General features: G+C 53.0%; 13 protein-coding genes. All 13 read left to right on the top strand.

What is annotated here, in order from left to right:
- The first annotated feature begins 434 nt into the window (after nucleotides 1-434).
- The 13 genes from I6E40_RS09620 to trmD all read left to right on the top strand — a co-directional run bounded on the left by I6E40_RS09620 (nucleotide 435) and on the right by trmD (nucleotide 12920).
- Nucleotides 435-1019 carry a DUF1599 domain-containing protein gene (locus tag I6E40_RS09620; RefSeq protein WP_235386824.1) on the top strand — a complete coding sequence of 195 codons (585 nt, stop codon included), beginning with the start codon at nucleotides 435-437 and terminating at the stop codon, nucleotides 1017-1019.
- Between the two features lie 79 nt (nucleotides 1020-1098).
- Nucleotides 1099-2259, top strand: a complete 1161-nt coding sequence (locus tag I6E40_RS09615; RefSeq protein ID WP_235386823.1) for a DoxX family protein — start codon at nucleotides 1099-1101, stop codon at nucleotides 2257-2259.
- A gap of 149 nt (nucleotides 2260-2408) precedes the next feature.
- A complete protein-coding gene (gene tpiA, locus I6E40_RS09610; RefSeq protein WP_410897052.1) occupies nucleotides 2409-3170 on the top strand; it encodes a triose-phosphate isomerase in 762 nt (253 codons plus the stop codon).
- A gap of 103 nt (nucleotides 3171-3273) precedes the next feature.
- Entirely contained in the window at nucleotides 3274-3852 is a 579-nt protein-coding gene (locus tag I6E40_RS09605; protein ID WP_235386822.1) for an SPOR domain-containing protein, read from the top strand.
- A 669-nt stretch (nucleotides 3853-4521) separates the two neighbouring features.
- Nucleotides 4522-5766: a tryptophan synthase subunit beta gene (gene trpB, locus I6E40_RS09600; RefSeq protein WP_235386821.1), complete on the top strand. Its 1245-nt coding sequence runs from the start codon at nucleotides 4522-4524 to the stop codon at nucleotides 5764-5766.
- 27 nt (nucleotides 5767-5793) lie between these two features.
- Entirely contained in the window at nucleotides 5794-7221 is a 1428-nt protein-coding gene (locus I6E40_RS09595; RefSeq protein ID WP_235386820.1) for an anthranilate synthase component I family protein, read from the top strand.
- 4 nt (nucleotides 7222-7225) lie between these two features.
- Complete coding sequence (locus tag I6E40_RS09590; protein ID WP_235386819.1) at nucleotides 7226-7789, top strand: anthranilate synthase component II; 564 nt, start codon at nucleotides 7226-7228, stop codon at nucleotides 7787-7789.
- Entirely contained in the window at nucleotides 7786-8781 is a 996-nt protein-coding gene (gene trpD / locus I6E40_RS09585) for an anthranilate phosphoribosyltransferase (protein WP_235386818.1), read from the top strand. The genes I6E40_RS09590 and trpD overlap by 4 nt, the downstream gene beginning before the upstream one ends.
- 290 nt (nucleotides 8782-9071) lie before the next feature.
- Nucleotides 9072-9857 carry an indole-3-glycerol phosphate synthase TrpC gene (trpC, locus tag I6E40_RS09580; RefSeq protein ID WP_235386817.1) on the top strand — a complete coding sequence of 262 codons (786 nt, stop codon included), beginning with the start codon at nucleotides 9072-9074 and terminating at the stop codon, nucleotides 9855-9857.
- Nucleotides 9858-9925: 68 nt separating this feature from the next.
- On the top strand, nucleotides 9926-10549 hold the full coding sequence (locus I6E40_RS09575) for a phosphoribosylanthranilate isomerase (RefSeq protein ID WP_235386816.1): 624 nt from the start codon (nucleotides 9926-9928) through the stop codon (nucleotides 10547-10549).
- A 127-nt stretch (nucleotides 10550-10676) separates the two neighbouring features.
- Entirely contained in the window at nucleotides 10677-11456 is a 780-nt protein-coding gene (gene trpA, locus I6E40_RS09570; RefSeq protein ID WP_235386815.1) for a tryptophan synthase subunit alpha, read from the top strand.
- A 273-nt stretch (nucleotides 11457-11729) separates the two neighbouring features.
- Nucleotides 11730-12077, top strand: a complete 348-nt coding sequence (locus I6E40_RS09565) for a hypothetical protein (protein ID WP_235386814.1) — start codon at nucleotides 11730-11732, stop codon at nucleotides 12075-12077.
- 168 nt (nucleotides 12078-12245) lie between these two features.
- Nucleotides 12246-12920 carry a tRNA (guanosine(37)-N1)-methyltransferase TrmD gene (gene trmD / locus I6E40_RS09560; RefSeq protein ID WP_235386813.1) on the top strand — a complete coding sequence of 225 codons (675 nt, stop codon included), beginning with the start codon at nucleotides 12246-12248 and terminating at the stop codon, nucleotides 12918-12920.
- Nucleotides 12921-13466 lie beyond the last annotated feature (546 nt).

The raw sequence follows: 13466 nt of genomic DNA, 5'->3' as shown, positions 1-13466 counted from the left end.
CCGTGAATCACCCAGAATAGCCATATAGGTCAGACTGAATTTCAAATATGCCACTTTTTAAAGTGGGCTCAATAAGCAAAATTTCAAAGGTCTGTAGGAGGTAAATGCCAACCCCAAAGGCATTTGCCTCCTACTTTCACATTTACCGCCTGTTTTCACATTTTCGGACCTCTCACGAGGCGGTGTTCCTTGCTGTGAAAAGTTTCTCCAAAAGTCGTTTCTCAGCAACAAAGGATTCCACTCGTGTACCAAGAAAGGCATAGCAGACACGATGCGACTGCGGTGCTGCTCAACACACCTTGAAGGAACGATTTGGGCGTCTTCAAAGCCCAACTTCCCACGGAATAAGGGCGCAATGGCAAAGAAAACGCCGTTTTGTTTCACTCTTCAGCGCGCTTTCACTAATTTTGCTTCGTAAAATCTGAATCAACCTCATGAATCAACCCGAAAACACTTCCGCAAACCTTTCTGCCACACGGAACACAGACGCTCAATGCGAAGCAGTGCTCCAAAGATGTCGTGAACTCTTTGAAAAGAAACTCCACGACTACGGGGCAGCATGGCGAGTGATGAGACCGGAAACCGTGACCGACCAAATCTTGATTAAGGTCGCACGCATTCGCTCCATTCAAACAAAAGGAAAGTCTCTGGTGGACGAGGGAATTGAGGGCGATTTCATCGCCATCGTGAACTATAGCATCATCGCACTCATTCAACTCGAAAAAGGAACGGCGGACCAGGAAGATTCAACCGTGGAAGAGGCGCTCGCTGACTACGACCGACACGCTGCTGAAGCACTGGCTCTGCTGAAACGCAAGAACCATGACTACAACGAGGCGTGGAGAGCCATGCGAGTGAGTTCCATGACGGACCTCATCTTCATGAAAATTCTGAGAACCAAACAAATCGAAGACTTGAAAGGCGACACTCTCGTCAGCGAAGGCGTGGACGCCAACTACATGGACATGCTGAACTACGCCGTCTTCTGCCTCATCCGTCTGGAAGAAGATGAAGCCTGAACTTCTTTGACACTTCCATCCTCTGCCCGGCAGCACCGCCGCGTTGCCCACTGACAAACCACTCTTTGAGTCTCCAAACATGACAGAACGCCCTTCACTCCTCCACCAAACGCTCTCCTTCGCCGCGGGAATCTCACGTCTCGCCGTTGGTCTCGTTTTCCTCTTTAGCGGCTGGGTGAAAGTGGCAGACCCGATGGGGATGGCACTGAAACTTTCTGCCTATGCAGCCGCGGTGGACTGGGATGCGCTCTATCGTCATTCCGACCTGCCGATGCAGGGTGTCGCCATTGCCTTAGGCGTGGGGGAAATGTGGTTGGGACTGGCTCTGATGGCGGGATTCAAACGCCGCAGCGTTTGGAGCGCCACGCTCCTCTTCATGTCCGCGCTGACCTTGCTGACCCTCTGGATTTTCCTCGCCGAACCGGTGGCAGACTGCGGTTGCTTCGGCGATGCTTGGAAACTGACACACGGGGAGACGCTGACCAAGAACCTTGTCATGCTGGCACTCCTCGTTTGGCTCGGACGGAGACTACATCAGCCCCTGACCGTTGCTCTGAGCCGCGAAGCGGGACACCTTTTGCTCTTAGGCTCCATCATTTATGGTACAGCCATGGGACTCTACGCGCTGCACTTTCTGCCTTCGGCGGACTTCACCCCCTATGCCGTGGGCACGGACATTCGTCATGCCTTTCTCCACCCTCAAGAGGAGAATGTCTCGGGTGCTGTGAACTTCTATGCCTACGACCCTGCGGATGGGGCAGACCGAACGGAGGAACTGCTTACTGACACAGGGAGCGTGATGTTGCTGACCATCCCCGACGTAAGCAAAGCGGACGATGGCTGCTGCGACCGCATCAACGACCTCTATGATGCTTGCCGCGACGCGCAGATTCCTTTCTACCTGCTCATCGCGGGCGACGAAGAGGCTGTGACCAAGTGGACAGACCTGACCGGTGCAGCCTATCCCGCCCTCTTTGCCGAAGACACAGAACTCCACGCGATGGTGCGCTCCAACCCGGGACTGCTCATGCTCCGCAACGGAAAAGTGGGCGGCAAATGGAGTTGCAACGACCTGCCGGACACAGAAGGGAAATCAGCCACCGAACTCCGCAAACTGTCAACCTCCCCCACCCGACGAACGAGAAACGCCCTCCTCTTCTTCCTGATTCCTGTCCTGCTCATCATCGCTGCAGACAAACTGAAAGGCAAAAGGAAGGACTTAAAAGAAGAGGCGGTTTGAAACAAAGAGAACACTGTCCACAGCCGGAGACCATAAGTCCAAAAGTGTAGGTCAAAAAGACGGAGACACCAAGACTCCCCTGAAAAGGACAGCAAAGATTTGGAACAAATTTACTTTATTCCTTAACACATAACTCACACTAAAAAAACATGAGAAAGAAAATCGTAGCAGGCAACTGGAAAATGAACCTGAACCTGCAAGAAGGCATTGCTTTGGCAAAAGAACTGAACAGCGCACTGACCGCAGACAAACCTGTTTGCGACGTGGTGATTTGCACTCCCTTCATTCACTTGGCTTCCGTGGCTGCCGAAATTAACCCCAAACTCATCGCTCTCGGCGCTGAAAACTGCGCAGACAAGGTGAAGGGCGCCTACACCGGCGAAGTTTCTGCCGAAATGGTCAAGAGCACCGGTGCCACTCACGTCATCCTCGGTCACAGCGAACGCCGCGCCTACTATGGTGAAACCGCCGAAATCCTCAAGGAGAAGGTGAACCTCGCCCTCGCCAACGGTCTGAAGGTGATTTTCTGCATCGGCGAAGTGCTCGAAGAACGCGAAGCCGGCAAACAGAACGAAGTGGTGAAAGCACAACTCGAAGGCTCTCTCTTCGACCTCACCGCCGAACAGTTCTCTCAGGTCATCCTCGCCTACGAACCCGTTTGGGCAATCGGCACCGGCAAGACTGCCACCGCTGAACAGGCTGAGGAAATGCACGCCTTCATCCGCGAGACCATCGCTGCCAAGTTTGGTGCTGAAGCGGCAGAAGAAGTTTCCATCCTCTACGGCGGAAGTTGCAAACCTTCCAACGCAAAGGAAATCTTCTCCAAGCCCGACGTGGACGGTGGCTTGATTGGCGGCGCTGCCCTCAAGGCTGCCGACTTCAAAGGCATCATCGATGCTTGGAAAGCCTAAACCATAACGCTCACACCGTGCTGTGCCACAGACCTTCCGTGTCTGTCGGCACAGCCCTTTCTTCCCCGAACGTCACCGAGACTCCCCATTCACTCTCTCCTTCATGAAACATCTTCTGACCGCTCTCCTCTGTCTGACGGTTCTCACACTGCAAGCACAAAACCCAAAAACGTCTTACACCTCCCACCTCCGACAAAACATGGCGGGAAAAGGCGTCGTCACCATCAGACAAAGCCAAACCATTGAGAACCTGGTGAACAACGTCGCCACTCCCACTCCGGCAAAGAAGCAGACCACCAAACCTGCTGCCACAGAATCTCACGCCACAGACAAGCACGAGACCAAGGAGCAGACCGAAACGCACAAAACACGTCCCCACACGACAACGGGTAACAAACACTATGCCCGCACACGCCACAAAGCACGGGGCTATCGCATCTGCATCTTCACCGGAGGAAACTCCAGAGCGGACAAAGTGAAAGCAAAACAAATGGGAGACCGCTGCAAAGCGCTCTTCGGAGAACTTGCCACCTACACAAGTTTCATCCCACCACGCTGGGTGACACACGTGGGAGACTTCCGCACAAAAGAGGACGCTCAAAAATACGTCACACGCATCCGAAAAGCAAGAATCTCCTACGAAGTGCGCATCGTCAGTTCCGAAGTGAACCTCCCGGACTGACACCCCAAACACTCCGCCAAACAGCCGCCGGAACGCAAGCCACACATCAACAAAACCAAAGAGTACCGGCTCTGACGAAAGGAGGTTGACATCAAAAACGTGCCAAACACACTGCTTTCAGAAACTTTTTTGAAAGAAAAACAAACAAAAGTTTGGCAATAAAGGCAAAACACTATATTTTTGCAAGCAGAAACAAACAAAACGAAGACAAAATGACAAATCAAAGCAGAAATAGCAATCGTTGGTGGCGTCGCTTGAGTTCCTTTTGGGTCGCAGGCTGACTTCCTCGTGCTTTTCTCTCCATGATTTCTCATTCCCCTATCTAATCATGCGGCGGCAGTCTCACCCATTGACTTCCGTCGCATTCTTTTTTGCTCGAATAAATTCTTCTTCGACAAAGAGAGAAAGCACACATTATTATAGGGGTGTTCTAAAAATTAGGTTGAGTTGATTTTTGATTTCTTAGAGATAAACTTTTGTCAGTTGAGGAAGGAGCATAGCGGGCTATGTGACTGACGAAACTTACAAAAGGGCGCGCTTAGAAATGAAAAGCGACCAAAACGTAAACACTTTCTTTTGAACATTCCTTATCCCGTAATTTATAGAACACCCCTAAATATAGTGCTTACACTTCACACCGAAATCACACAAAAACACATACACTGAAACATGAGTAAATTTGACGTCTCTGAAAACGGGTTCTTCGGACGCTACGGCGGAGCCTACATCCCGGAAATCCTCCACAAGTGTGTGGAAGAACTGCAAAAACAATACAGACAAATCATTGACAGCCAAGACTTCCAAGAGGAGTTCAACCAACTGTTGCGCGACTATGTCGGTCGCCCCTCCCCACTCTATCTCTCCCAAAGCCTCAGCCGCACACACAACTGCCGCGTCTATCTGAAGCGCGAAGACCTGAACCACACCGGAGCCCACAAAATCAACAACGCCATCGGACAGATTCTCGTCGCACGCCGCATGGGCAAGAAACGCATCGTCGCCGAGACGGGGGCAGGACAACACGGCGTGGCAACCGCCACGGTCTGTGCGCTGATGGGCATGCCCTGCGTGGTCTATATGGGCGAGACGGACGTGATGCGCCAGCGCCCCAACGTGGAAAAGATGCGACTCCTCGGCGCGGAGGTGGTGCCGGTCAAGTCCGGCAACAAGACCCTCAAGGATGCCTGCAACGAAGCCATCCGCGACTGGTGCTGCCATCCGGACGACACGTTCTATCTGATTGGTTCCACCATGGGACCGCACCCCTATCCCGACATGGTGGCACGTCTGCAGAGCGTCATCAGCGCAGAAATCAAACAGCAACTGCTCGAAAAAGAAGGACGCGAAAGTCCGGACTATCTCGTGGCGTGCATCGGCGGCGGCTCCAATGCCGCAGGAACGGTGTTCCACTTCCTCGATGACGACAAAGTCAGAATCCTCTATGCCGAGGCAGGGGGCAAGGGAGTGGGAACGGGCATGACCGCTGCCACTCTGAACGCCGGCACGGAAGGCGTGCTCCACGGTTTCCGCTCGCTCGTCATGCAGGACGAAGACGGTCAAATCTTGGAACCCTATTCCATCTCCGCAGGCTTGGACTATCCCGGGGTCGGACCGCTCCACGCACATCTCGTGAAAATCGGACGTGCCGAGGCTCTGGCGGTCAAGGACAACGAAGCACTGGCGGCAGCGTTTGAACTGAACCGCACCGACGGCATCCTGCCCGCCTTGGAATCTGCCCACGCACTGGCTGCCCTGCACCGAGTGACGTTCCGCCCGAAGGACGTGGTGGTCGTCACGCTCTCGGGAAGAGGCGACAAGGACATGGACACCTATCTGAAATATGCGCCGCAAGGAAACTGCCCCTCGGACTATGCCTCCCTGCTGAAAGCCATCAAAGCGCAAACGGAGAAGTAAAACTAACACATCACGAATCTTTTCCTCATGAACAATCAGAAATGTTTTAAATATACGGTCAAGAACACACCCCTGCCCGGTGACTTGAGTACGCCGGTGGGAACCTATCTCAAAGTGAGAGACCTCTTCGCACAGAGTGCGCTCATGGAGAGTTCGGACTATCACGGCACAGAGAACAACCGCTCCTTCATCGGTCTCGACCCGCTCGCTTCCTTCCGCATCAGCCACGGCAAGGCTTTCATGGACTTTCCCGACCACACGACCGAAGAACGTGAGGTGAGCGACACCGCCTCGGTGGCAGAAGCCTTCGCTGACTTTCTCCACAGTTTCGAAGTCAAAGGAGAAGGCAGCGCCGCCTGCGGGCTCTATGGCTACACGTCCTTCAATGCGGTGCGCTATTTTGAAGACATCCCCGTCAAGGACAGCCGAGAAGCGGTGAACGACGCGCCGGACGTGTTCTACATTCTCTATCGTTTCATCCTCATCTTCAACGACTTCAACAGCGAACTCCGCCTACTGGAATTGGTGGGCGAAGACGGAAAGAGTGACACGGAGAAGGTGGCACGGGCAGTGATGGGAAACCATTTCACGACCTATGCCTTCCGCCCCGTCGGAGAAGTTTCATCACCACTGACGGACGACGAACACCGAGAAAACATCCGAAAAGGCATTGCACACTGCAAACGCGGCGATGTCTTCCAAATCGTGTTGTCAAGACGCTTCGTGCAAAAATTCGAAGGGGACGATTTTGCACTCTATCGGGCACTTCGAAGCATCAACCCTTCGCCCTATCTCTTCTACTTCGACTTCGGCGGCTTCCGCATCTTCGGTTCTTCGCCGGAGACGCACTGCCGCATCGAAGACGACGGGATGGCGTTCATCGACCCCATCGCTGGAACAACACGCAGAACAGGAAGCAAGGAGGCAGACGCTGCCGCCGCCAAGGCGCTGCTCGCCGACCCGAAAGAAAATGCGGAACACACGATGCTTGTGGACTTGGCGCGAAACGACCTCTCCCGCCACTGCAAGGAAGTGAAAGTGGATTTCCTCAAAGACACGCAATTCTACAGCCACGTCATTCACCTCGTCAGCCGCGTCTCGGGAAAGGTTCGACCGGGAACAAACCCCATCCGACTGCTCGCAGACACCTTCCCCGCCGGCACACTGAGTGGAGCACCCAAAGTGCGCGCATTGCAACTCATCACTGACTACGAACCTCACAACCGAGGAGCCTACGGTGGCTGCATCGGTTTCATCGGACTGAACGGCACGTTGAACCAAGCCATCACCATACGCTCCTTCGTCAGCCGAAACGGAACGCTCTGGTTCCAGGCGGGAGGAGGCATCGTGGCTGCCAGCAACGTGGAGAACGAACTCCAAGAGGTGAACAACAAACTCGGCGCGCTGCGAAAAGCCATTGACATCGCCGCAGCACACTACTCACAAGAAAACTGAACCGATGAAAACACTGCTCATTGACAACTACGATTCCTTCACCTATAATCTCCGACAAATCTTGGAAGAGGAGGGGTGCGAAGTCACCGTTTGGCGAAACGACCGCTTCAAACTGCAAGACGTGAAGCCCTTTGACCATGTCGTTCTCTCCCCCGGACCGGGCATACCCTCCGAAGCGGGACTGCTGGAGGACGTCATCCGCACTTGGGCGGAAACAAAACCCATCCTTGGCATCTGTCTCGGCGAACAAGCCATCGGAGAGGTGTTCGGCGGAAAACTTTTCAACCTTCCACACGTCTTCCACGGCGTGCAGACGCCGGTTCACATCCTGGAGAACGACACTCTCTTCCGAAACCTTCCCCACACCATTCAGGCAGGACGCTACCACTCCTGGGTGGTCAGCAAAGAGGATTTTCCCGCCTGCCTGCAAATCACAGCCGAAAGCGAAGAAGGACAAATCATGGCTTTGCGCCATCGAACCCTCCCCGTCCACGGCATTCAGTTCCACCCGGAATCGATTCTGACGCCCTGCGGCAGAACCATCATCCACAATTTCATTCTGCCATGAACTCCATCCTGGAAAGACTTTTCAAACATGACACCCTGACCCACGAGCAAGCCCACGACTTGCTCTGCCGCATTGCCGCCAAAGAATTTTCTCCCGAACAGGTGGCTGCACTGCTCACCGTCTTCCGAATGCGAGACATCCGACCGGAAGAACTGACCGGATTCCGCCAGGCGCTGATTGAACACGCCGTACCCACAGACCTCTCTGAATTTCAACCGATTGACATCGTCGGAACCGGAGGCGACGGAAAGAACACATTCAACATCTCCACCTGCGCCTGCTTCGTGGTGGCAGGGGCGGGATATAAGGTGGCGAAACACGGAAACTATGGTGCCTCGTCCGTCAGCGGTGCCAGCACCGTGCTGGAACTTCACCACGTTCGCTTCACCAACTCAAACGACACGCTGCGCCGCTCCATCGACCAAAGCGGAGTGGCATATCTCCACGCGCCACTCTTTCACCCGGCACTCGCCACGGTGGGACCGGTGCGTCGAAGTCTGGGTTTCAAAACCATCTTCAACCTGCTCGGTCCGTTGGTGAATCCCAGCAAACCGTCCTATCAAATGTTGGGCGTGGCGGACCTTCCGCAGCTGCGGCTCTACTCCCACACGTTGCGGCGCACGGGATTGGGCTTCACCGTCTTGACCAGCCTGGACGGATATGATGAGATTTCACTCACCGCCCCTTTCAAGGTCATCACGAACCTCAGCGAAAGCATCATCAATCCATCCGACCTCGGTCTTCCTCTCGCAACGCAAGCCTCTCTCCACGGCGGCAAAACGGCGGAGGAAGCGGCACAAATCTTTGACCACGTGCTCTGCGGAGAAGCCACGGCGGAACAGGAGAACTGCGTGCTGGTCAATGCCGCCTTTGCCATTCACACCATCTGTCCCGAAAAGGAAGTAGGAGAATGCGTGGAGGAAGCCCGCCGCTCCCTGACCGACGGCAAAGCCCTTCAAGCATGGAAACGATTCGTTGAAATCAATGCCTAAATAACGAGAGATTAATGAAACAGTAAATGCCTGTTTCATGGAGATAAACAAGTTGACTCTTTGTCTCTTTGACTCTTTGACTCTTTGTCTCTTTGACTCTTTGACCCTTTGACTCTTTGTCCCTTTGTCCCTTTGTCCCTTTGACTATTGACCGTTGACCGTTGACTCCCCAACTCTTTGTCTCTTTGACTCTTTGACCCTTTGACTCTTTGACTCTTTGACTCTTTGTCTGTTGACTATTGACTATTGACCGTTGACTCCCCAACTCCCCAACTCTTTGACTCCCCAAAATGAACAACATACTTTCCCAAATCGTTGAACGAAAAGTCCGTGAGGTGACACTCGCCAAGGAGCAGTGCTCACTGAAAGAACTGAACCGCATGGCAGAGAATGCGCCTGCTCCACGCAGTCTGCGCCACTCCCTGCTCCACACGCCGGGTGGCATCATCAGCGAGTTCAAACGCCGCTCTCCCTCAAAGGGATGGATTGCCGAGAAAGCACGGGTGGAGGACATCATCCCGCAATATGAAAGCCACGGTGCTGCAGCCCTCTCCATCCTGACCGACGGAGAAGGCTTCGGCGGTGCGCTTCAGGATGTGAGAACGGCACGCCCGCTCACCTCCCTGCCCATCCTGCGAAAGGACTTTGTCGTGGACGAGTTTCAACTGTTGGAAGCACGCGCTGCCGGAGCGGACGTTTGTCTGCTCATCGCCGCCGTGCTGGGCAAATCTCGCTGCCACGAACTCGCCCGCACCGCCCACTCCCTCGGGTTGGAGGTGCTGCTGGAAATTCACAGCGAGGAGGAACTGGACGCCTGGTCTCCGGAGGTGGATGTCATCGGAGTGAACAACCGCGACCTCCGCACGTTCCGCACCGCCCCCGCCAACTCCCACCGCCTCTTCCCTGCCCTGCCGAAGGAATCAGTTCCCATCTCAGAAAGCGGAATCCTCTCGCCAGATATTGCACGCGAACTCCAAACCACCGGTTTTCAAGGATTCCTCATCGGCGAGGCATTCATGGCAACCGCTACTCCCGGCGAAGCACTGGCGCGCTTCATCAACGGACTTGGAATGTAGTTCTTTTGAACATGAGATAATCTTCCATTATTCAACACCTTAATGAATTTTAATGGAGGAAAACGTCAATGAAACAATCCCTCTTTAAAGTGTGCGGAATGCGCGACGAAGCCAACATCCGAGACGTCTCCGCCTGCGGCATTGACATGATGGGATTCATTTTCCACCCCCGCTCTCCGAGATTCGTGACGGAAGTGCCCACGTTCCTGCCTCCCTCTCCCATTGCCCGCATCGGGGTTTTCGTGGAGCCGCAACCGGAAGAGGTGGAAAGTCGTGTGAAGCAGTTCGCCCTGAACGGAGTGCAACTCCACGGCAACGTCACGCCCGAACTCTGCCGCGAACTGCAACGCCAAGGTTTGCTCGTCTTGAAAGCTGTGGCTGTCACGCCGAATTTCACGGAAGCAACGGAGTGCTTTCTTGACTGTGCGGATTTCTTCATCTTCGACACGCCCACTCCGTCCTACGGTGGCAGCGGCGTGACCTACGATTGGACGCTTCTGCAAACCTACAACAGCAACGTCCCCTTCCTGCTGAGCGGCGGACTGCGTCCCGCACTCCTACCCGCCCTGCTCCGATTCCATCATCCGCGCCTCGCGGGCTACGATCTCAACTCCGGCTTTGAAACTGCTCCCGCCATCAAAGACGCAGATGCCATCCGCAGTTTTGTCACGGAGATGAAAGTTGCCAACTGAAACATGCGTGTTCCATAAAGGAAGACCATAAATCTGCCGGAATCGGTTTTTGATTTCTTAGAGGAACACTTTCCGTTGAACGCTCCTTATCCCGTAATTTATAGAACACCCCTAAAATCATTTCACCATGTCTGAATCAAGAATATCACGTCTCTTTCAAGAAAAAAAGTCTGACCTGCTGTCGGTCTATTTCTGTGCTGGTCACCCCGCTCCCGAAACCACCCTGCCCATTCTCCGTGCCCTGCAAGAGGAGGGAATTGACATGGTGGAAGTAGGCATTCCTTTCAGCGACCCGCTCGCCGACGGACCTGTCATTCAACATGCTTCCTCGCAAGCACTGAAACAAGGAATGAGCCTGCAACGGATTTTTGACGAACTCAAGGATTTCAGAGCGGAGATACGCATTCCCGTGATTCTCATGGGCTATCTCAACCCGATTCTTCACTACGGCTTCGAACGCTTCTGCAAAAAATGTTGCGAAACGGGCATTGATGCCATCATCATCCCGGACCTCCCCTACGACCTCTTCCTCAAAGACTATGCGGACATGGCTGCCGCCCACGACCTTCCACTCGTCTTCCTCGTCACACCGGAGACGTCCGAAGAACGCATCCGAGAAATTGACGACCACAGCCGCACGTTCATCTACGCTGTCAGCTCGGCTGCCGTGACCGGTGCACAAAAATCATTCGACGAACGAAAAGAAGCTTACTTCCAACGCTTGAAAGCACTCAACCTCAAAAATCCGTTCCTCGTCGGCTTCGGCATTTCCAACAAAGCCACCCGCACCGCAGCTGCCGCACACAGCGCAGGCGTCATCGTCGGCTCACGATTCGTCACGCTGCTGGAACAACACAACGAACCACGCGACGCCGTCAAAGCACTGCTGCAGGCATTGAACGAATGATGCCCCGCCTCCCAAAATGGAGGGTGTGCCAAAATAAACATTTTGGCTTCACCCTTGAAGGTGCGTCAGAATGGCTAAGATGCAAGCCCGAATCCGATAGCAACAAAACAGATTGGCTATTATGACACACCGCCATTTCAACCAAAAGTGTCGGTCGCAACCGACAGATTTCAACAAAAGTGTCGGTCGCAACCGACAGATTTCAACAAAAGTGTCGGTCGCAACCGACATTTTTTTATTTATTATGCACAGTTTTCCCTCAATCTCCTTTACATGCTTGACAAGGCAAGTCTCATCAAAATGATTTTTGAAGAATCGAAAACAATCAAAAAGTTGCAAAAGCCCGACAAACTCTACATAGAGAACACCAACACGCTTCATGCCATCTCCTCCCATTCGGTGGACATCGGCACCGTGCGAGAGACTTTCTGTGTGAATCAACTTTCTCACAACCACGAAGTTGAATACAGTAAGCAAAAGGGAGACTTCCTCATTGATAGGAAATACACAGTGGAAGTCGGCGGACGGAACAAGGGTTTCACTCAGATTTCAGGAGTGGAAAACTCCTTCATTCTTGCAGATGATATTGAATCCCCCTTCGGACGCAAATTGCCACTCTGAACGATGGGATTTCTCTACTAAATCAAAAAAAACGACACGGAGGCAATAGGGAGACTATATGCACCTCCCTCCTTTCCCGTCACAAAACGCCCTTTCCTCTCGCCCTTTGTGGCAATTTTACGTAACTTTACACCCCGAAACAGAAAGCGGCGACGCCGCACATCACTCATGCGAATAGACATCATCACCGTTCTCCCCGAAATGTTGGAGGGTTTTGTCAGCACCTCCATCCTTGCCCGTGCGCAGCGCAGCGGGCTGGTTGAAATACATCTTCACAACCTTCGTGACTACACCAACGACAAACACCGCCGCGTCGATGACTACCCCTTCGGCGGCTTCGCCGGCATGGTCATGCAATGCCAGCCAATTGACAACTGCATTTCTTCGCTCAAGGCAGAGAGAGACTATGATGAAGTCATCTTCACCTCTCCCGACGGTGAACAATTTGACCAGCCGCTCGCCAACACGCTGTCCATGGCGCAAAATCTCATCATTCTCTGTGGACACTACAAAGGCATTGACTATCGCATCCGCGAACATCTCATCACCCGCGAAATCAGCGTGGGAGACTACGTGCTGACAGGCGGAGAACTGCCCGCCGCCATCATCTGCGATGCCGTCGTGAGAGTGGTGCCGGGCGTGCTGGGCGATGAGCAAAGCGCACTGAGTGACTCCTTCCAGGACGGACTCTTGGCTGCGCCGGTCTATACACGCCCGGCGGACTACAAAGGCTGGAAGGTGCCCGAAATCCTGCTCTCGGGGCACGATGCCAAAATCAAGGAATGGGAATTGAATCAAAGTCTTGAACGCACGCGCCGACTTCGACCCGACTTGCTGAAATAGAAAAAAATGGATGTCCGTCAAACGCCCGGAATGGATTGAATGCGCTGACAATTACGGCGGACAAGCTTCTTCCTTTAAAGGGGGAGACTATAAATTGCGTTGAGTTGTTTTTGGATTGCTTCGAGATGAAATTTTCTAAGTAGAGAAAGTAACCATTTAGGGCTGGCTCCTGCAACGGGTGCCAGCCCTAATTCTTCACCTACGTCTTGAAAAGTTTTGCGGACAGGAATAAAAAGTTTAACGGACAGAAACATTATAATATATACAATATTACAAGAGCAAGAAAAAACTATACAAACTATACACAAACCCTACATTTAACCCTACATCTCTCTGATTTACCGTGCGTTACGAAATGTATAGTTTGTGCTTCAAACTATACACAAACTATACACAAACCCTACATTGAGAGTCAAAGAGACAAAGAGTCAAAGAGACAAAGAGTCAAAGAGACAAAGAGACTAAGGGCGAAAGACGAAAGGACCGCCTTTTTGAAACATTAATGTTCATGAATTATTCACGAATTGACCATGAATTGATTTTTTG

The organism is Prevotellamassilia timonensis (assembly GCF_021531665.1).
Taxonomy (GTDB): Bacteria; Bacteroidota; Bacteroidia; order Bacteroidales; family Bacteroidaceae; genus Alloprevotella.
This window is presented reverse-complemented; position numbering and strand designations above follow the sequence as displayed.

Excerpts from the sequence above, each read along its gene's own strand:
- trmD (WP_235386813.1), top strand. The coding sequence starts at position 12,246 with ATGCGAATAGACATCATCACCGTTCTCCCCGAAATGTTGGAGGGTTTT.
- I6E40_RS09590 (WP_235386819.1), top strand. The coding sequence starts at position 7,226 with ATGAAAACACTGCTCATTGACAACTACGATTCCTTCACCTATAATCTC.
- trpD (WP_235386818.1), top strand. The coding sequence starts at position 7,786 with ATGAACTCCATCCTGGAAAGACTTTTCAAACATGACACCCTGACCCAC.
- I6E40_RS09565 (WP_235386814.1), top strand. The coding sequence starts at position 11,730 with ATGCTTGACAAGGCAAGTCTCATCAAAATGATTTTTGAAGAATCGAAA.
- I6E40_RS09605 (WP_235386822.1), top strand. The coding sequence starts at position 3,274 with ATGAAACATCTTCTGACCGCTCTCCTCTGTCTGACGGTTCTCACACTG.
- I6E40_RS09620 (WP_235386824.1), top strand. The coding sequence starts at position 435 with ATGAATCAACCCGAAAACACTTCCGCAAACCTTTCTGCCACACGGAAC.
- I6E40_RS09575 (WP_235386816.1), top strand. The coding sequence starts at position 9,926 with ATGAAACAATCCCTCTTTAAAGTGTGCGGAATGCGCGACGAAGCCAAC.
- tpiA (WP_410897052.1), top strand. The coding sequence starts at position 2,409 with ATGAGAAAGAAAATCGTAGCAGGCAACTGGAAAATGAACCTGAACCTG.
- I6E40_RS09595 (WP_235386820.1), top strand. The coding sequence starts at position 5,794 with ATGAACAATCAGAAATGTTTTAAATATACGGTCAAGAACACACCCCTG.
- I6E40_RS09615 (WP_235386823.1), top strand. The coding sequence starts at position 1,099 with ATGACAGAACGCCCTTCACTCCTCCACCAAACGCTCTCCTTCGCCGCG.
- trpB (WP_235386821.1), top strand. The coding sequence starts at position 4,522 with ATGAGTAAATTTGACGTCTCTGAAAACGGGTTCTTCGGACGCTACGGC.
- trpA (WP_235386815.1), top strand. The coding sequence starts at position 10,677 with ATGTCTGAATCAAGAATATCACGTCTCTTTCAAGAAAAAAAGTCTGAC.
- trpC (WP_235386817.1), top strand. The coding sequence starts at position 9,072 with ATGAACAACATACTTTCCCAAATCGTTGAACGAAAAGTCCGTGAGGTG.